This window comes from Streptomyces sp. NPDC055103 (genome assembly GCF_053607625.1).
On the sequence record NZ_JBSGTX010000004.1, the window covers coordinates 64,162 to 81,291 of the forward strand.

At 72.1% G+C, this 17,130-nt stretch carries 14 protein-coding genes; 8 read left to right on the forward strand and 6 right to left on the reverse strand.

From position 1 onward, the window contains the following. Nucleotides 1-14: 14 nt before the first annotated feature. Nucleotides 15-242 (forward strand): hypothetical protein, encoded by a 228-nt coding sequence (locus ACWFR1_RS04405; protein WP_453546330.1) that lies wholly within the window; start codon nt 15-17, stop codon nt 240-242. A gap of 87 nt (nt 243-329) precedes the next feature. Here ACWFR1_RS04405 and ACWFR1_RS04410 read toward each other — a convergent pair whose 3' ends face one another. After that, entirely contained in the window at nt 330-836 is a 507-nt protein-coding gene (locus tag ACWFR1_RS04410; protein WP_453546333.1) for a MarR family winged helix-turn-helix transcriptional regulator, read from the reverse strand. Between the two features lie 135 nt (nt 837-971). Here ACWFR1_RS04410 and ACWFR1_RS04415 point away from each other — a divergent pair, with 135 nt between their 5' ends. The 6 genes from ACWFR1_RS04415 to ACWFR1_RS04440 all read left to right on the forward strand — a co-directional run bounded on the left by ACWFR1_RS04415 (nt 972) and on the right by ACWFR1_RS04440 (nt 7,118). Beyond that, a complete protein-coding gene (locus ACWFR1_RS04415; RefSeq protein ID WP_453546335.1) occupies nt 972-1,922 on the forward strand; it encodes an EamA family transporter in 951 nt (316 codons plus the stop codon). Nucleotides 1,923-1,927: 5 nt separating this feature from the next. Further along, nucleotides 1,928-2,617 carry a DMT family transporter gene (locus ACWFR1_RS04420; RefSeq protein WP_453546338.1) on the forward strand — a complete coding sequence of 230 codons (690 nt, stop codon included), beginning with the start codon at nt 1,928-1,930 and terminating at the stop codon, nt 2,615-2,617. After that, on the forward strand, nt 2,506-2,916 hold the full coding sequence (locus ACWFR1_RS04425; RefSeq protein ID WP_453546340.1) for a DMT family transporter: 411 nt from the start codon (nt 2,506-2,508) through the stop codon (nt 2,914-2,916). The genes ACWFR1_RS04420 and ACWFR1_RS04425 overlap by 112 nt, the downstream gene beginning before the upstream one ends. A gap of 33 nt (nt 2,917-2,949) precedes the next feature. Next, complete coding sequence (locus ACWFR1_RS04430; protein WP_453546342.1) at nt 2,950-3,876, forward strand: LysR family transcriptional regulator; 927 nt, start codon at nt 2,950-2,952, stop codon at nt 3,874-3,876. A 184-nt stretch (nt 3,877-4,060) separates the two neighbouring features. Beyond that, on the forward strand, nt 4,061-5,194 hold the full coding sequence (gene alc, locus ACWFR1_RS04435; protein ID WP_453546344.1) for an allantoicase: 1,134 nt from the start codon (nt 4,061-4,063) through the stop codon (nt 5,192-5,194). 217 nt (nt 5,195-5,411) lie between these two features. Continuing rightward, a complete protein-coding gene (locus tag ACWFR1_RS04440; protein ID WP_453546346.1) occupies nt 5,412-7,118 on the forward strand; it encodes an FG-GAP-like repeat-containing protein in 1,707 nt (568 codons plus the stop codon). A 160-nt stretch (nt 7,119-7,278) separates the two neighbouring features. Here the strand turns inward: ACWFR1_RS04440 and pepN are convergent, their stop codons facing one another. The 5 genes from pepN to ACWFR1_RS04465 all read right to left on the reverse strand — a co-directional run bounded on the left by pepN (nt 7,279) and on the right by ACWFR1_RS04465 (nt 16,427). Next, nucleotides 7,279-9,855, reverse strand: coding sequence for an aminopeptidase N (gene pepN, locus ACWFR1_RS04445; protein WP_453546348.1), 2,577 nt, complete (start codon nt 9,853-9,855; stop codon nt 7,279-7,281). A gap of 52 nt (nt 9,856-9,907) precedes the next feature. Further along, nucleotides 9,908-11,125: a TerD family protein gene (locus ACWFR1_RS04450; protein WP_453546350.1), complete on the reverse strand. Its 1,218-nt coding sequence runs from the start codon at nt 11,123-11,125 to the stop codon at nt 9,908-9,910. A gap of 82 nt (nt 11,126-11,207) precedes the next feature. Beyond that, on the reverse strand, nt 11,208-12,224 hold the full coding sequence (locus ACWFR1_RS04455) for an aspartate-semialdehyde dehydrogenase (protein ID WP_453546352.1): 1,017 nt from the start codon (nt 12,222-12,224) through the stop codon (nt 11,208-11,210). A 146-nt stretch (nt 12,225-12,370) separates the two neighbouring features. Beyond that, on the reverse strand, nt 12,371-15,691 hold the full coding sequence (locus ACWFR1_RS04460; protein WP_453546356.1) for a S8 family serine peptidase: 3,321 nt from the start codon (nt 15,689-15,691) through the stop codon (nt 12,371-12,373). A gap of 193 nt (nt 15,692-15,884) precedes the next feature. Then, on the reverse strand, nt 15,885-16,427 hold the full coding sequence (locus ACWFR1_RS04465; protein WP_453546358.1) for a CGNR zinc finger domain-containing protein: 543 nt from the start codon (nt 16,425-16,427) through the stop codon (nt 15,885-15,887). A 130-nt stretch (nt 16,428-16,557) separates the two neighbouring features. Between ACWFR1_RS04465 and ACWFR1_RS04470 the strand changes: the two genes are divergently transcribed. Beyond that, nucleotides 16,558-17,019, forward strand: coding sequence for a VOC family protein (locus ACWFR1_RS04470; RefSeq protein WP_453546361.1), 462 nt, complete (start codon nt 16,558-16,560; stop codon nt 17,017-17,019). Nucleotides 17,020-17,130: the final 111 nt, after the last annotated feature.

The following is a 17,130-nucleotide window of genomic DNA, read 5'->3' on the forward strand; positions in this document are numbered from 1 at the left end:
GCTACGTTTGCACCGTGGACAAGAAGAACGCCCTGCGCGCCGGCGCCGTCGCGGCCGGTACGACGCTGATGATGCTGCTCATGTCGTCCCCCGCGCTCGCGCTGACCCGCGACGACGGTGACGACCCGGCCCCCAAGCTCGAGGTCGTCGAGACCCTCGGCCTGTTCGTGGCCGCCCCGCTGGCGCTGTTCCTGGTCATCGCCGGCCTGGTGATGGTGCTCGACAAGTCCAAGAAGGCGTAACCGCCTCCGCTTTTCCTCTCCGAGGGCGCCGCACGGTACCGACGTACCGTGCGGCGCCCTCGCACGCGTGCGCGCGCCGCTTCCCGTCTACACGGTGGTGGCGAGCAGCTTGCGCAGCAGCCCGGCCAGCTGCTCCGCCTCCTCCTCGGTGAGCGCCGACTCGAGCGCCGCCCGCTGCTGCCCGAGCCCGGCCCCGACGGCCTGGTCCACCAGCTCCCTGCCGTGCTCCGTGAGCGTCACCCGCAGTCCCCGCCGGTCGTTCGGGTCGGGGCTGCGGGTGAGCAGCCCGGCCTTCTCCAGCTTGTCCAGCCGGCCCGTCATCCCGCCGGTGGTGATCATCAGCGTGGCGGTCAGCTCGCGCGGTGAGAGCGTGTACGGCTCCCCGGACCTGCGCAGCGTCGCGAGCACGTCGAACTCTCCGAGCGCCATGCCGTAGGGCGCGTACGCCTTGTCGACCCTGCCGCGCATCGCGTTGGCCAGCCGGTAGATCCGCCCGAAGACGGCCATCGGCCGGGTGTCCAGGTCGGGGCGGACGGCCGCCCACTGGTCGGTGATGGCGTCGACGGCGTCATGGGCCGGGGTCTGCGTCTCCATGGTTCCAGTGTTCCCTTCCTTCTCCCTCGATGGCAACTAAGACACTTGCGAGTAAGTAGCTTAGTGGTAAGTTAATTACCGCCAAGCCAGTCCGGCTCCGCAGCCGGCAGGTATCCGCAGCAAGGGGGAACCGTCATGTCCCGCAGGGTCGCCGTCGTCGCGCTGACCGCTCTCGCCCCGATCTCCTGGGGCTCCACCTACTTCGTCACCACCGAGTTCCTGCCGCCGGACCGGCCCCTCTTCACCGGCCTGATGCGCGCCCTGCCCGCCGGACTCCTGCTCCTGGCGCTCACCCGCAAGCTCCCGCACGGTGCCTGGTGGTGGAAGTCCGCCGTCCTCGGCGCCCTCAACATCGGCGCGTTCTTCCCGCTGCTCTTCCTCGCCGCCTACCGCCTGCCCGGCGGCGTCGCCGCCGTCGTGGGCTCCGTCGGCCCGCTCTTCGTCGTCGGCCTCGCCGCGCTCTTCCTGGGGGACAAGCCCACGGCGAAATCCCTGATCACCGCCGTCGCCGCCGCCTTTGGCGTCAGCCTCGTGGTCCTCAAGGCGGGGGCCGCGCTCGACCTCGTCGGCGTCGTCGCCGGACTGCTCTCGTCCCTCTCGATGTCGGCGGGCGTCGTCTTCACCAAGCGCTGGGGCCGCCCCGAGGGCGTCGGCGCCCTCGCGCTCACCGGCTGGCAGCTCACCGCGGGCGGCCTGGTCATCCTGCCGATCGCCTTCCTGATCGAGGGCGCCCCGCCGGCCCTGACCGGCGCCCACCTGGCCGGCTATGCCTACCTCGCCTTCGGCAACACCGCGATCTCCTACTTCCTCTGGTTCCGCGGCATCGAGCGGCTCAGTGCCTCCTCGGCCACCCTCCTCGGCCCCCTCTCGCCGATCACCGCGGCGATCATCGGCTGGGTGGCGCTCGACCAGGCGCTCGGTCCGGTGCAGCTGGTCGGCATGGTCATCGCCTTCGGTGCGACCTTGGTCGGCCAGATGGGGCCCTGGACTCCCAAGAGCGGCAAGAAGCTCGAATCGTTCAGCTCAACTGAAAAGAGCAGTCAGGAAGTTTCGATGGATCTGGAGAGTTCGGGGGTGCGACGGTAGGCGGCATGAGCCCGATCGCCGGTACCGCCCGCCATCCGACCACCGAAACCGACACCACCACCGCAGCCACCGAGAGGCCGGCGCCCGCGAGGAAGCTCGCGCGGGGCGCCGGCCTCGGCGTGTTCCTCGCCCTGCTCGCCACCGTCGTCTGGTCCGGCAGCTTCGTCGCCACCCGCGACATGGCCGACAGCGTCCCGCCCGTCCAGGCCGTCTTCTGGCGCTGGGTCATCGCGCTGCTCGCCGTCGCGCCCTTCGCCGCCCGCCCGTTCCTGCGACAGTGGCGGACCATCCGCCGCCACCTCGGCTTCGTGGCCCTCGCCTCGCTGTTCGGCGTCGCCCTCTACAACACCCTCGTGCACCAGGCCGGGCTCACCACCTCGGCCTCCAACATGGGCATGATCATGGCCGCCTCCCCGGTGATCATGGCGGTCTACACCCGGCTCGGCGGCGAACGCCTCGGCGCCCGCCGGATCCTCGGGATGCTGACCGCCGCGCTGGGAGTGCTCCTGCTCGTCGGAAAGGGCTCGTCCGGCGACGGCTCGCCTTCGACTTCGCCTTCGACTTCGCCGTCGGCGACCTGTGGATGTTCGCCGCGGCCCTCTCCTTCGCCTCGTACAGCGCCCTGCTCAGGCGCAAGCCCGCCGAGATCGACGGACTCGCCTTCCTCTTCACCACCTTCCTGCTCGGCGCCCTGATGCTCGCCCCCGCGTACGCCGTGTCCCTCGTCGTCCAGGGCGGGTTCACCTTCGGCGTCGCGACCGTCGGCCCCCTGCTGTACGTCGGCGTCTTCTCCTCCGCCGTCGCCTTCTTCGCCTGGAACAAGGCGATCGGCCTCATCGGCGCGGCCCGCGCGGGCGTCGTCTACTACCTCCAGCCCGTCTGCGTCGCCCTCCTGTCGTACGCGCTCCTCGGCGAACGCCTCGGCGTCCTCGGGGTCGTGTGCATGGCGCTCGTCCTCGGTGGAGTCGCGCTCGCCTCGGCCCGAGGCCGCTGAACGCCGCCCGGTGCGCCCGGTAGGTTGCGCCCCATGACCGAGTGGGACATCAAGAAGCTCCAGATCCTCCGCACCCTCCGCGACCGCGGCACCGTCACCGCGACCGCGGAGGCCCTGCTCATGACCCCCTCGGCCGTGTCGCAGCAGCTCACCAACCTCGCCAAACAGCTCGGCGTACGCCTCCTTGAGGCGCAGGGCCGCCGGGTCCGGCTCACCGACGCCGCCCATCTCGTGCTGCGGCACGCGGAGGTGGTCTTCGCGCAGTTGGAGCGCGCCGACGCCGAGCTCGACGGGTATCTGCGGGGAGAGGCGGGGCAGTTGCGGGTGGCGGCCTTCTCGACGGCGGTGCCCGCGCTCGTCGTCCCCGCCGTCCGCCAGCTGCGGACCGCCCACCCCGGGCTCGACATCCGCGTCCGGGAGGCCGAGGCGGCGGAGGCGTACGAGCTGCTCACGGCCGGCGAGGTCGACCTGGCGCTCTCGCTCGCCGCCCACGCGCCCTCGGTGCGCGACCCCAAGTTCAGCCGGGTGCCCCTCCTCGCCGACCCCCTGGACGTCGCCCTGCCCGCCGGGCACCCGCTCGCCGACGCGCCCGGCCTCCGCCTCGCGGACCTCGCCGCCGAACCGTGGATCTTCGGCGGCTCCGGACCCTGGTCCGAGATCACCACCGCCGCCTGCGAGGCCGCCGGCTTCGTCCCCGAACAGGCCCACAGCGCCTCCGGCTGGACCGCGATCCTCGCCATGGTCGAGGCAGGGATGGGGATCGCGCTCGTGCCCCGGATGGCCTCCGCCGACCGCCGGGGCGGCGCCGGGGTCGTCATGCGCGTCCTCTCCGCCGACCAGCCGCGCCGCCATGTCGTCGCGGCGGTACGGCGCGGGGCGGAGGAGGGCCCGGCGGTGGCCCGGGTGCTTGCCGCGCTCCGGCAGGCGGCCGCGGCCCGCGAAACCGTGCAGCAGAGCTGACGCCCACCACCGTCAGCAGAGCTGACGCCCACCACCGTCAGCAGAGCTGACGCCCACCACCGTCAGCAGAGCTGACGCCCACCACCGTCAGCAGGCTGACTCCCGCAACCGTTCAGCAGAGCTGAACAACACCATCGAAAACATTCGATGGACCGGGAGGGAGTGGGCGCGGGAGGGTCGAGCCATGAGCAGCTTCGACGCGCACGACGAGAACACGGACCCGCACGCCAACGCCGCCGCCCCCTACTCCGGTGGCGACCCGTACGCCGACTACCGCTCCGGTGACTTCCCCTTCACCGAGCTCGTCGACCTCGCCGACCGCCGGCTCGGCGCCGGGGTCGTGGCCGCCAACGACGAGTTCTTCGCCGAGCGCGAGAACCTCCTCGTCCGCGAGCGGGCCGTCTTCGATCCGGAGCACTTCGGCCACAAGGGAAAGATCATGGACGGCTGGGAGACCCGCCGCCGCCGCGGCGCCGACGCCGAGAACGTCTTCCCCGCCCTCGAGGACCACGACTGGGCGATCGTCCGCCTCGGCGCCCCCGGCGTGATCCGCGGAATCATCGTCGACACCGCCCACTTCCGCGGCAACTACCCGCAGCGGGTGAGCGTCCAGGCCACCATGGTGGAGGGCACGCCGAGCCCCGCGGAACTGCTCGACGCGAAGTGGGAGGAGCTCGTCCCGCCGACCCCCGTGCGCGGCCACGCCGCCAACGGCTTCCCCGTCGACGTCGAGCGCCGCTACACCCACCTGCGCCTCTGCCAGCACCCCGACGGCGGCATCGCCCGCCTCCGCGTCCACGGCGAGGTCGTGCCCGACCCCGAGTGGCTGGACCTCCTCGGCACCCTCGACCTGATCTCCGTGCTCAACGGAGGCTCGTACGAGGACGCCTCGGACAGGTTCTACTCCTCGCCGACGCAGATCATCCTGCCCGGCACCTCCCGCAAGATGGACGACGGCTGGGAGAACCGCCGCCGCCGGGTCCGCGGCACCAACGACTGGGTCCGCTTCCGGCTCGCCGCCCAGGGCGCCGTCCGCGCCGTCGAGATCGACACCGCCTACCTCAAGGGCAACTCCGCCGGCTGGATCGCGCTCCAGGGCCGTAACGGCGAGACGGGCGAGTGGTTCGAGATCATCCCCAGGACCCGCCTCCAGCCCGACACCCTGCACCGCTTCAAGCTCCCCGCGCAGGCGGTCGTCACCCACGTCCGCCTCGACGCCTTCCCCGACGGCGGCGTCGCCCGCATGCGGCTCCACGGCACGCTGACGGAGCAGGGCGCGGCCGACCTGCGTGCCCGGTACGCGGCGCTCGGCGGCTGACGCGGGGAACCCCCGGTCCTCCGCCCGGCGGCGCGGCCGCGCGCCGACGCCCGTCCGCCGGGCGGACTCCAGACACGGCGAAGGGGCACCTCCGTGGGGGAGGGTGCCCCTTCGCCGTTCCGCCGATGCCTGCGAAGATCATCCGGCTGTGCGCGACCATCGAGCAACTGGGGGACCGATGCAACGACTTCGCTCGACAGCGAGAGCGAGATCGGCGGTGAGAAGGGGCGCCGCCCGCCTCGCGGCCGCGTTCGCCCTCGCCGCCGCACTGCTCTCCGGCCTCACGGCCCCGGCCTTCGCCGAGGACGTCGTCGACCCGGCCACCGCGCCGCCGGTGCGCACGATCACGTACAACGTCTGCGGCGGGTGGGAGGAGTGCCGGAGCGACCTCGACCTGCCCACCTGGACGGCCGAACTCCGTGACGAGACCCTGGCCTGGGACACGGACGCCCTCATGCTCCAGGAGCTGTGCATCGGCCAGTGGGCCGCCCTGCGCGACGCGCTCCCCGGCTACAGCGCCGTATGGACGTCCGCCAGGACCTGGCCCGGCTGCGCCAAGTGGTCCACCGACACCCGGCTGGGCCTCGGGATCTTCGTCAAGGCTCCCGCCGTGGAGCGGTACGCGGCCGCCCTCACGGTCCCGGCCGGCCAGTCACCGCGCTCGGTGCTCTGCGCCCGCGGCCCCGTCGACGGGCGCATCACCCTGGTGTGCAACACCCATCTCGCCCAGTACATCGTGCCGGACAACGGCTCCGCGCAGGCGATGGCGTACATCGACACCTGGGACGCCGGAGCCCCGGTGATCCTCGGCGCCGACCTCAACGCGGGCACGACAGTGGACTACGACGCCGCCCTGGACCCGATCCGCGCCGGTCTGCCCGGCACCGGCCCCTTCGTCGAGGCCGACGGGACGGACCCGACCTTCTTCACGCAGGAGTGCATCGCCGGCGGCGCCACCTCCTGCCACACCGGTGAGCCGACCATCGCGAGCGGCAAGAAGTTCGACCACGTCTTCCTCAGCGCGCGCGACTTCCACACCGTGCGGGCCGACGCCGTGACACCCGAGTCGCCCGGCACCAGGCCCCTCTCCGACCACAAGCTGCTCCGCGCCGCGGCCCACCCCACCGGCGTCGACACCGATCTGACCGGCGACGGCCGCCCCGACCTCCTCGCGGTGAAGGACGACGGCAATCTGCGGCTGTACCCGGGTACGGGCAACGGCGTCCTCGGCACCCCGCGCCTGATCGGCACCGGCGGCTGGGCCGGCGCCGTCATCAGCCACCGCGGCGACTGGACCGGCGACGGCCGTCCCGACGTGCTCGCCCGCATCGGCGACGACCTGTGGGTCTACCCCAGCACCGGCAGCGGCGACCTCGGACCGCGCATCGCCATGGGCGGCCGGCCCACCGGCTGGAGCGGCCTCACCCCCCTCGCGGCGGGCGATGTCGACGGCGACGACCTGCCCGACGTCCTCGTCCGCAGCGGCACCGGGCTGTGGCTGCACCGCGGTGGCGCGCCCACGGCGGGACAGCCCACCTTCGCCCCCAAGGCGGCGCTGCCGATCGGCGACGCCGAGTGGGCCGCGTACGACGTGCTGACACCCGGCGACACCGGCGGTGACGGACGGGCCGACGTCTGGGCCAGGGACCGCGCGACCGGCGAGCTCAAGCAGTACACGAGCCAGGGAACCCAGCACCTCCCCACCGACCCGGCCACCCTCGACGGCGGCCCGGCGGCCGTCGCCGACCGCCGCCTCCTGCTGTCGGCCGGCGACGTGAACGGCGACGGCCGCCCCGACCTGTGGTCGACCCGTACCGCGGGCACCGCCGAGAACCTGGAGATCCTGCCGGGCACGCCCACCGGCTTCGGGCCCGCCGCGACCGTCGGCACCGGCGGCTGGCAGTGGATCGACTCCCTGGGCTGATCCCGCCCGTACCGAAGGAACCGCCCGTACCGAAAGAACCGAGCGCACCGAAAGAAGCGCCCGTACCGAAAGAACCGCCCGTACCGAAAGAACCGAGCGCACCGAAAGGGCCCCCGGACCGTCAGCGGTCCGGGGGCCCTTCCTCACCTCAGCGCCACCGTCAGGCGGCGGCCGCGTCCGCGGCCTGTGCCTTCAGCGCGCGCTCGACGCCCGCGCGGCACTCCGTCACCAGACGGCGCAGCGCCGGGGCCGGGTCGTGCTCCGCGATCCACGCGTCCGTCAGGTCGAGCGTCTCCTGCGAGACCTGGAGCGTCGGGTAGAGGCCCACCACGATCTGCTGGATGATCTCGTGGCTGCGGGTCTCCGAGACGCCCTTGATCGACGCGAAGTACTTCGCCGTGAACGGGGCGAGCAGCTCGCGCTGGTCGGACTGGACGAACCCGCCGATGACCGCCTCCTGCACGGCGTTCGCCAGCTTGTCGTCCTCGACGACCGAGGCCCAGGCCTCGGCCTTCGCGGCCTCCGTCGGACGTGCCGCGCGCGCGGTCGCCGCGTGCCGCTCGCCCGCCGCCGTGCGGTCGCGCTCCAGCTCGGCGGCGATCTCCGCCTCGTCGAAGCGGCCGGTGGCCGCGAGGCGCTGCACGAACGCCCAGCGCAGCTCGGTGTCGACGGCCAGGCCCTCGATCACCTCGCCGCCGTCGAGCAGCCCGGCGAGCACGTCGAGCTCGGCGTCCGTGCGGGCGGTCGCCGCGAAGGCCCGCGCCCACGCCAGCTGGTGGTCGCCGCCACCCTTGGCGGCGCGCAGCTGCTCCTGCGCGAAGGTGCCCCAGCGCGCCAGGCCCTCGGCCCGCCACTCCGGCGCCGCGTACAGCTCAAGGGCCGCCTTGACCTGGCCCTGGAGCGACTGGACCACGCCGATGTCGGACTCCTTGGCGATGCCGGAGAGCACGAGCTCCAGGTAGTCGCGGGTGGCCAGCTCGCCGTCGCGGGTCATGTCCCAGGCGGAGGCCCAGCACAGGGCACGCGGCAGCGAGTCGGCGAAGTCGCCGAGGTGCGCGGTGACGTTGGTGAGGGACACCTCGTCGAGGCGGACCTTCGCGTACGACAGGTCGTCGTCGTTGAGGAGGACGACCGCCGGGCGGATCTTGCCCACGAGCTGCGGCACGGCGGTCAGTCCGGCGGCCTCGATGTCGAGTTCGAGGCGGTCGGTGCGGACCAGCTTGCCGCTCGCGTCGAGGTCGTAGAAGCCGATGGCGATCCGGTGCGGGCGCAGCACGGCCTGGCCCTTGGCGCCGGTGGGCAGCGCCGGGGCCTCCTGCTTGACGGCGAACGCGGTGATGGCGCCGTTCTCGTCGGTCTCGATCACCGGGCGCAGGATGTTGATGCCGGCCGTCTCCAGCCACGCCTTCGACCAGGTCTTGAGGTCACGGCCGGAGGTCTCCTCCAGCGCGCCGAGCAGGTCGGACAGGCGCGTGTTCCCGAAGGCGTGCGCCTGGAAGTAGGCCTGCACGCCCTTGAAGAACTCGTCCTCGCCGACGTAGGCGACGAGCTGCTTCAGGACGCTCGCGCCCTTGGCGTACGTGATCCCGTCGAAGTTGACGAGCACGTCCTCCAGGTCGTTGATCTCCGCCATGATCGGGTGCGTCGACGGCAGCTGGTCCTGGCGGTAGGCCCAGGTCTTCTCCGCGTTGGCGAAGGTCGTCCAGGCGTTCGGCCAGCGGGTGCCGGGCACCGAGGCCTGGCAGGCGACCGAGGTGAAGGTCGCGAACGACTCGTTCAGCCAGAGGTCGTTCCACCACTCCATGGTGACGAGGTCGCCGAACCACATGTGGGCGAGCTCGTGCAGGATCGTCTCGGCGCGCCGCTCGTACGCCGCGTCCGTCACCTTCGAGCGGAAGACGTACTGGTCGCGGATGGTGACCGCGCCGGCGTTCTCCATCGCGCCCGCGTTGAACTCCGGCACGAAGAGCTGGTCGTACTTCGCGAACGGGTAGTCGTACGCGAACTTCTCCTGGAACCAGTCGAAGCCCTGCCGCGTGACGTCGAAGATGTGGTCGGCGTCGAGGAACTCGGCGAGCGACGGACGGCAGTAGATGCCGAGCGGGACGCTCTGCCCGTCCTTCTCGTACGTCGAGTGCACCGAGTGGTACGGGCCCACGATCAGCGCCGTGATGTACGTGGAGATCCGGGGGGTGGGCTCGAAGACCCACACGTCGTCCTTCGGCGTCTCCGGCGTCGGCGAGTTGGAGATCACCGTCCAGCCGCTCGGCGCCTTCACGGTGAACTGGAAGGTCGCCTTGAGGTCGGGCTGCTCGAACGAGGCGAAGACGCGTCGCGCGTCCGGCACCTCGAACTGCGTGTACAGATAGGCCTGGTCGTCGACGGGGTCGACGAACCGGTGCAGGCCCTCACCGGTGTTCGTGTACGCGCAGTCCGCGACGACCTTGAGCTCGTTGCGCCCGGCCGCGAGATGGCGCAGGGCGATCCGGGAGTCCCGGAAGACGGCGCCGATCTCCAGCGCCTGGCCGTTGAGCACGACCTCGTGGACGGCGGGGGCGACGAGATCGATGAAGGTCTCGGCGTCGGCCTCGGCGGAATCGAAGCGGACGGTGGTGACGGACCTGTAGGTGCCGCCCTCCTGCGCACCGGTGAGGTCCAGTTCGACCTCGTACGCGTCCACGGTCAGCAGCGCCGCCCGCTGCTTGGCCTCTTCACGGGTCAGGTTTGTGCCAGGCACCCGGTCAACTCCTCGGTTTCGTGACGTTTGGCCCATCCTTCCACGGGGTGCCTCAGCGGCGCACGGCGCATTTCCACGGTCCGTCACCACTGATCCGCAACAGCCCGGGACCGGGCACGGCCACGCTCGTCCGTACCTCGCCGACGGCGTTGACCAGCAGGTCCCGTTCCTCGTCGTCGTAGAGCGGATCCTGGGGCGGGGTGTGCCGGTGCACGGTGAAGCGCGCCGCGCCGCCGTGCGCGAAGTCGAGCACTCCGGACGGCCCGTCGTAGACCACCAGATCGTGGGCGAGCCCCTCGACGTGACTGTCGAAGCGGCGGGCGTGGGAGAGGGGCAGCACCCGCAGCGTCCAGGGGGCGTCGGCGTCCACCCGCAGGGTCAGCGGCCGGGCGCGCGGGACGAGGGCGACCGTACGGGCGCGGACGTCGTCCTCGTACGCCGCGAGCAGGTACTCCTCGGCGCGGCCGTGGGCGTCGCAGGTCTCGATGGTGGTGGACAGGGAGTGGTACGACTCGATCTCCAGGAGCACCCAGCGGCCCGCCGGCAGCCCCGGGTCGCAGCGCACGGTCTCCTTGCCGCGCCCCTGGTAGGTGCCGGGCCGGAACTCCCCGCCGTACGGAGCGGCGGGGACCCCGGGCACGGGCGGGGGCGGGGCGGGGAGCCGCGGCGGTGGCGGCGGGAGCGCGGGTGTGGGCGGCGGCGGTACGTAGCCGGGGCCCGGGATCGGCGGCGGCGGGGGCTCCACCACGATGCCGAAGTCCGTCGCGAGCCCGGCGAGCCCGGAGGCGTACCCCCGGTCGACCGCGCGGAAGCGCCAGCCGTCGCCCCGCCGGTGGAACTCGCCGAAGACGAAGGCCGTGTCCGTCGTCGCGTTCCCGAGCGCGCGGTAGGCCACGGTGGCCCCGGCCGCGTCCGTGACCTGCACGTCGAGCCCGGGGACCTGCCCGAAGGTTCCGCCGTCGGCGGAGGCCACGACCACGAGCCGCCCCACCTCCGGCTCCACGCGCGACAGATCCAGCCACAGCCAGTCGGCCGCCGGGCTGCCGGCCGCGCCGGGGGCCGACCTGCCCAGGTGCCGTACGGCCCCCGAAGGGTGCTCGGTCCGGTTGTAGAACACCAGATCGGCATCGCCCCTGACCCGCTCCCCGGCCCCCAGGAGCAGCGCCGAGACGTCCATGTCGGGCACCCCGTGTCCGGTCCGCCAGCCGACCGCGACGTGCAGGGCCTGCGGACGCACGGCGATGTCGGCACCCTCGGGAATCTGGCTCATGAGGGAACTGTGGCACGGGCGCGCACGGCGGAGGGGCGGCTCCCCGCAACGGGAAGCCGCCCCTCCAGGAGGTGACCCGCCGTCAGCCCTTGAGCTCGGCCGCGACGAGCTCCGCGATCTGCACCGCGTTCAGCGCGGCGCCCTTGCGCAGGTTGTCGTTGGAGAGGAACAGCGCGAGGCCGTTCTCCACCGTCTCGTCGACGCGGATGCGGCCGACGTACGAGGCGTCCTTGCCGGCGGCCTGGAGCGGGGTCGGGATCTCGGAGAGCTCGACGCCCTCGGCGTCCTTGAGCAGCTCGTAGGCGCGCTCGACGCTGATCGGGCGGTCGAAGCGCACGTTCACCTGGAGGGAGTGGCCGGAGAAGACGGGGACGCGCACGCAGGTGCCGGAGACCTTGAGCTCCGGGATCTCCAGGATCTTGCGGGACTCGTTGCGGAGCTTCTGCTCCTCGTCGGTCTCGAAGGAGCCGTCGTCGACGATCGAACCGGCCAGCGGGACCACGTTGAAGGCGATCGGGCGCTTGTAGACGGTCGGCTCGGGGAACGCGACGGCCTCGCCGTCGAACGCCAGCTGGTCGGCGTTCTCGGCCACGGCACACGCCTGGGTGCGCAGCTCGGCGACACCGGCCACGCCCGAGCCGGAGACGGCCTGGTAGGTGGTGGCGATCAGCGCGGTCAGGCCGGCCTCCTGGTGGAGGGGCTTGAGGACCGGCATGGCGGCCATCGTGGTGCAGTTCGGGTTGGCGATGATGCCCTTGGGGCGGTCCTTGACCGCGTGCGGGTTCACCTCGGAGACGACGAGGGGGACCTCGGGGTCACCGCGCCAGGCGGAGGAGTTGTCGATCACGACGGCGCCCTGGGAGGCGACCTTCTCGGCGAGGGCCCGGGAGGTGGCGCCACCGGCGGAGAAGAGCACGATGTCGAGGCCGGTGTAGTCGGCGGTGGAGGCGTCCTCGACCGTGACGCCGTCGACGACGGTCCCGGCGGAACGCGCGGAGGCGAAGAGCCGCAGCTCGTCGAGGGGAAACTTCCGCTCGGCCAGGATGCTGCGCATGACTGTGCCGACCTGACCGGTGGCTCCGACGATTCCGACCTTCACGGGGACTCCTCCGTACGTATGTGCAGGGTGCTGCCGGTCCATGATGCGGGGGTCCCGGGGCGCCTTGTCCAATCCATTGTCCACCGGTCGGGACGGGAGAGGGGCGGGCGCCGTCGTCGGCACCCGCCCCTCACTGACACGCGGTGTTACGGGGTGACGTTCCCGATCAGGACGCTGCCGGAGCCGGCGACGGTGCCGCGGGCGTTGAGCAGCTGGACCTCGCCGAAGAACTGACGGCCCTCGGGGGCCGCGCCGGAGACGAGGACCTCGGCGCCGACCTTGACGGTCCCGCCGTTGGCCAGCGGGTAGGTCGCGGTGTCGTCGACCCGGACGCTGCCGAGCGCGGCGGAGTAGTACACGTCCTTGTAGTCGAACGTCGTACCGCCCTCGGCGTGGACCGCGTAGCCGTCGATGACGACGGTGTACGTGCCCGCGGCCGGCTTCACGAGGGAGACGGCCTCCTCCGAGTCGCCGTCCGCCGCCTGGCCGACCTGCTTGCCGTTCAGGAGGACGGTGAGGTCGAGGTCGGCGGCCTTGTCGGAGGTGTTGCCGATCGCGATGTCGAGGCGCTCGACGCCCTCACCGATGGTGACGGTCTTCGTCTGCTGCTCGTGGTGCTGGATCGTCGGGGTCTCGACCTTGGCCGAGCCCAGCGAGCCGCCCTTCAGCTTGCCGTCGAGCGCGGCGAAGCCGTTGGTGACGGTCCACTCGACGGCGGCCGGGGTGCCGACCTTCGCCTCGGCGACGGTCTGGACGGCCGGGTCGAAGGAGGCACCGAGGACGGAGACGCCGAGGGTGTACGGGTTGTCCAGGTCGGGCGAGGTGCGGCGCGCCTCGACCTCGATCTCCCAGACGCCCGGCGTCGGGTCGGCGTACGACCGCAGGTCCGGGCGGCAGGTGTTCGCCGGGTTGTAGTGCGGGTAGCACATGGTGGTCGCGGTCGGGTCGACGGCCACACCGTACGGGTGGATGGCGATGAACCGGGTCTGGCTCTTCGCCTTCAGGCCGCCGATGGCGACCTCCAGGGACTTGGCGCCCTCGGGCACGGTCACGAAGTACGACTTGTGGCTGTTGCGCTGGACGGAGCCGGTGGCGGAGAAGCCGTAGCCGGGCGCGACCAGGTCGCTCGCGACGACCGAGGTCGCGAGGATCTGCTTGTCCACGCCCTCGGTGCGCTCGTCGTCGGCCTCCAGGATCACGCTGTGCACGCCGGCGGTGGACGGCCGGGCCTGGAGCTTGACGGTGACCGGCTTGTTCAGCGGCAGGTCGATCTCGTCGTCGCCGAGGATGCGGAAGGTGCCGTCGTTGTACTTGAGCTCCAGCTCGTGCTCGACGGGCCACGCCGGACCGTTCGTCCGCGTGACGGTGACGTCGTAGACCTTCGTCTGGCCGACCTTGAGGCCGCCCTCGCGGTCGTACACACCGGTGCCGGTGTGCGGGGCCGGGAAGATCAGGGTGTCGACCGGGGCCTCGACCTTGTAGTCGTGGGCGGTCGCGCCGTCCTTGATCGCGTCCCAGGCCTCGTTGATGTCGATGCGGCCCGAGCCCTGCTCGTGGGCGGCGACGCCGCCGATCCGCTGGGCGGTCGACGTGAGCGCGGTGCGCAGCGTGAGCGGCGAGACGTCGAGGCCCCGCTGCTTCGCGGCGGAGAGCAGCAGCGCGCTCGCGCCCGCGACCTGCGGGGAGGACATCGAGGTGCCGTTGAGCATGCCGTAACCGGCGGGCAGCGTGTAGCCGGACTCGGCGACGCCGGCGCCGGGCAGCCAGGTCGGGATGGTGTTCACGGCGGAGCCCGGACCGGTGATGGTCGGGGTGAAGCCGCCGTCCTCACGCGGGCCGCGCGAGGAGAAGGGGAACATGGTGTACGACTTGGTGACGGCCGAGCCGTAGTTGGCGGCCCAGGTCGACTTGGAGACCGCCGCGCCGACCGAGACGACCTTGTCGGACAGGCCGGGGTCGCCGATCGTGTTGATGCCGGCGCCGGAGTTGCCGGCCGAGATGACCAGCTGCACGCCGTACTGGTCGATCAGCCGGGTGTAGAGGCGCGAGCGGACGTTGTCGCCGTCGTTCTGCGCGGGCAGGCCGCCGATCGACATGTTGACGATGTCGACGCCGCGGTTGACGACGAGGTCCGTCATGCCCTCGGTGAGGGCGGTGTTGGTGCAGCCGCCGGTCCAGGTGCAGGCGCGCGAGGAGACGATCTTCGCGCCGGGCGCGGCGCCGTTCATCCGGCCGCCGAAGAGGCTGTGGGCGGCGGTGATGCCGGCGACGTGCGTGCCGTGGGAGGACTCGACGACACCGATGTTGACGAAGTCGCGCTTCTGGCCGATCCAGGACCCGCCGTACGGGTCCATCGGGACGTCCTTGCGGATCTCGATGACGAACGGCGTCTTCTCGGCGACCTCGGTGGCCGGGTTGTCGGTACCGAACCAGCCGACCTGGTACCCGTCCTTGTACGGCTTCATCGGCGCGTTGTCCGTGAAGTCGTTGTTCTGGTCGGAGTCCACGCGGACGGTGCCGGCGGCCGGGTCGTACAGCAGGCCGAAGACGTCGGTGGTGTCGCCGTCGCGGTTGATGTCACCGGCCGGGTCGCCGCCGGCGGTGACCGACTCGGCGAAGCGGCTCCACTGGTAGGCACCCTCGGGCGCCTTCCAGCTCTGGGCGCCGGCGGTGAAGACCGGGCCCGCGACCGGGGTGACCTGGGCGCGCCAGGTGGCGTCGCTCTCGGTGATCGGGTCGGTGGCGGTGACCCAGTCGACGATCTTGCGCTCGCCGGTGGTGGTCTTCTGCAGGGCCGGGTGGCCGAGGTCGACACCCGAGTCGAGGATGCCGATGGTCACGCCGCGGCCGTCGGACCGGGGGTGGTCCTCGACGAACTCGACCGCGCCCGTCTCGTACGACGGGTTGTACGGGTTCTTCGCCGGGGTGTTCTTGCCGGGGGCCGGGTACGTCGTGGTGACGGTGGTGCCCTCGACGGCGCCGGTCGCCGCGCCGGCGTCCGGGGTCGGGTCGTCCAGTTCGATCTCGGCCTGGAGGTCGATCGACTGCACGGAGGACAGCGTCGTCGCGGCCTTGATGGCGGCCGCGGCCTTGGCGATCGGCAGGGTCGCGCGGACGTAGCCGAGCGCGTCCTGCTGCTTGCCGACGGAGGCACCGGTGACGGCGTCGAGCTGGCCCGCGACCTGCTCGGTGGCACCGGGGGCGGTGGCGACGAGGATCGTGACGGTCTTCTCGCCGCTCGCCTCGGCCTCGGTGAGGCGCTGGGCGTCGATGGCGCCGAGCTTGTCGGCGGGGTCCGAGGCCTTGGCCGGGGGAGTGACGGCGGGGGCCTCGGTGGCGAGCACGGGCGCGGCGCCGGTCGCGACGAGCGCGGCGACCAGACCGGCGGCGGCGGCGATGCGAGCCGCGCGTCTGTGCCCGTGCGTCGAGCTTCCGGGTATGGAGCTCCGAGTTTCGGGGGTGGTCATTTAGATCCCTGTTTGTGAAAGGAGGGCTCCGGTTTTCGGTGCCGGATGACCGCTCAGCCTTTCGTAAGAGACAGGGGTTTGTGGAGAGTTAGCCGGGGGCGGGTTGGGGACACGGCGGAAATCCGCCATCGCCCGTGTTGCGCCACGGTGGGCGAAACGGCTCTAAACGGGGCGAGTTGGCGCTCTCGCCGGGTCAGCTCTCCTTCGTGCGGGCGTAGTGGCGTGAGGCCTTGGCCCGGTTGCCGCAGATCGCCATCGAGCACCAGCGGCGGGTGCCGTTCCGCGAGGTGTCGAAGAAGTGCAGGATGCACGCCTCGTGGGCGCAGGCCCGGATGCGGTCGGGCGCGGTGCGCAGCAGGTCGAGGTAGTCGCGGGCGGCGGTCCAGCCGGGCCCCCAGGAGGGGTCCGTGAACTCGGCCCGCTCGCCGGGACCCTCGGCGGTGAGGGTGGCCCGGATGCGGCCGTGGTCGAGGAGGGCGTCGACGCGGGCGGTGGCGGCGGGATCGCCGGGTGCGTCGACGAGCGCGGCGAGCGCGTCCCGGGCGGCGAGGGTGTGGCGCAGGGTGCCGGCGTCGGCGGCGAACCGCCCCGCCAGGCCGTTCGCGGTGAGCCAGACGGCGAGTCCCTCGACACCGGTGAGCAGGTCCTGGCGGACGCCCTCCGCGTTCCAGCGGGTGTTGAGCAGGTCGAGGGAGACCGGCTCGCCGGTGAGCGGCCGCGGGTCGGTGGCGGTCATGGCAGGCACCCTCCTCGATGAGCTAACCCCTCAAGAGTACGTGAGCGGTTGACGCCCTTCGCATCTAACCTCTAATCTCAAGTTAAGAGGTTAGCCCAAGGGGGCCGGCCACTGCGACGGAGGGACAGCCATGTCCGCGATCGGCACACTCGCCACCCACCACGTCGGCCTCAACGTCACCGAGCTGGAGCGCTCGCTCGCCTTCTACGGAGACGTCCTCGGCTTCGACGTCCTCGGCCAGGGCGAGGAAGAGGGGGGCGGCAGCCGCTACGCCTTCCTCGGCCAGGACGGCCGCCTCGTCCTCACCCTCTGGCAGCAGTCCACGGGCACGTACGACTCCGGCCGACCCGGCCTGCACCACCTCGCCTTCGAGGCCGAGTCCATCGGCCACGTCCGCGCCGCCGAGGCCGCGCTCACCGCGCGCGGCGCCTCCTTCGCGTACGAGGGCGTCGTCGCCCACAGCGAGGGCGCGACGTCCGGCGGCATCTTCTTCCACGACCCGGACGGCACCCGCCTGGAGATCTCGGTCCCGAAGGGCGCGGAAGAAGCCGAAGCCCCCTCGGGAGCGGCCCCCACCTGCGGCTTCTTCTAGGGCGTGTTTCGAAAGTCCCCGGCCCGCCCCCCCCCCCCCGCCGGGCGGTTGTAAAAACCCCCAAAAACCCGCCCCCCCCCAGGCCGGGGGGGGCGGGCGCCGGGGAGTATT

What these genes read in the sequence shown, in the direction of transcription:
- ACWFR1_RS04410 (WP_453546333.1), bottom strand. Translation starts at nt 836, where the DNA reads ATGGAGACGCAGACCCCGGCCCATGACGCCGTCGACGCCATCACCGAC.
- ACWFR1_RS04415 (WP_453546335.1), top strand. Translation starts at nt 972, where the DNA reads ATGTCCCGCAGGGTCGCCGTCGTCGCGCTGACCGCTCTCGCCCCGATC.
- ACWFR1_RS04420 (WP_453546338.1), top strand. Translation starts at nt 1,928, where the DNA reads ATGAGCCCGATCGCCGGTACCGCCCGCCATCCGACCACCGAAACCGAC.
- ACWFR1_RS04425 (WP_453546340.1), top strand. Translation starts at nt 2,506, where the DNA reads ATGTTCGCCGCGGCCCTCTCCTTCGCCTCGTACAGCGCCCTGCTCAGG.
- ACWFR1_RS04430 (WP_453546342.1), top strand. Translation starts at nt 2,950, where the DNA reads ATGACCGAGTGGGACATCAAGAAGCTCCAGATCCTCCGCACCCTCCGC.
- alc (WP_453546344.1), top strand. Translation starts at nt 4,061, where the DNA reads ATGAGCAGCTTCGACGCGCACGACGAGAACACGGACCCGCACGCCAAC.
- ACWFR1_RS04450 (WP_453546350.1), bottom strand. Translation starts at nt 11,125, where the DNA reads ATGAGCCAGATTCCCGAGGGTGCCGACATCGCCGTGCGTCCGCAGGCC.
- ACWFR1_RS04460 (WP_453546356.1), bottom strand. Translation starts at nt 15,691, where the DNA reads ATGACCACCCCCGAAACTCGGAGCTCCATACCCGGAAGCTCGACGCAC.
- ACWFR1_RS04465 (WP_453546358.1), bottom strand. Translation starts at nt 16,427, where the DNA reads ATGACCGCCACCGACCCGCGGCCGCTCACCGGCGAGCCGGTCTCCCTC.
- ACWFR1_RS04470 (WP_453546361.1), top strand. Translation starts at nt 16,558, where the DNA reads ATGTCCGCGATCGGCACACTCGCCACCCACCACGTCGGCCTCAACGTC.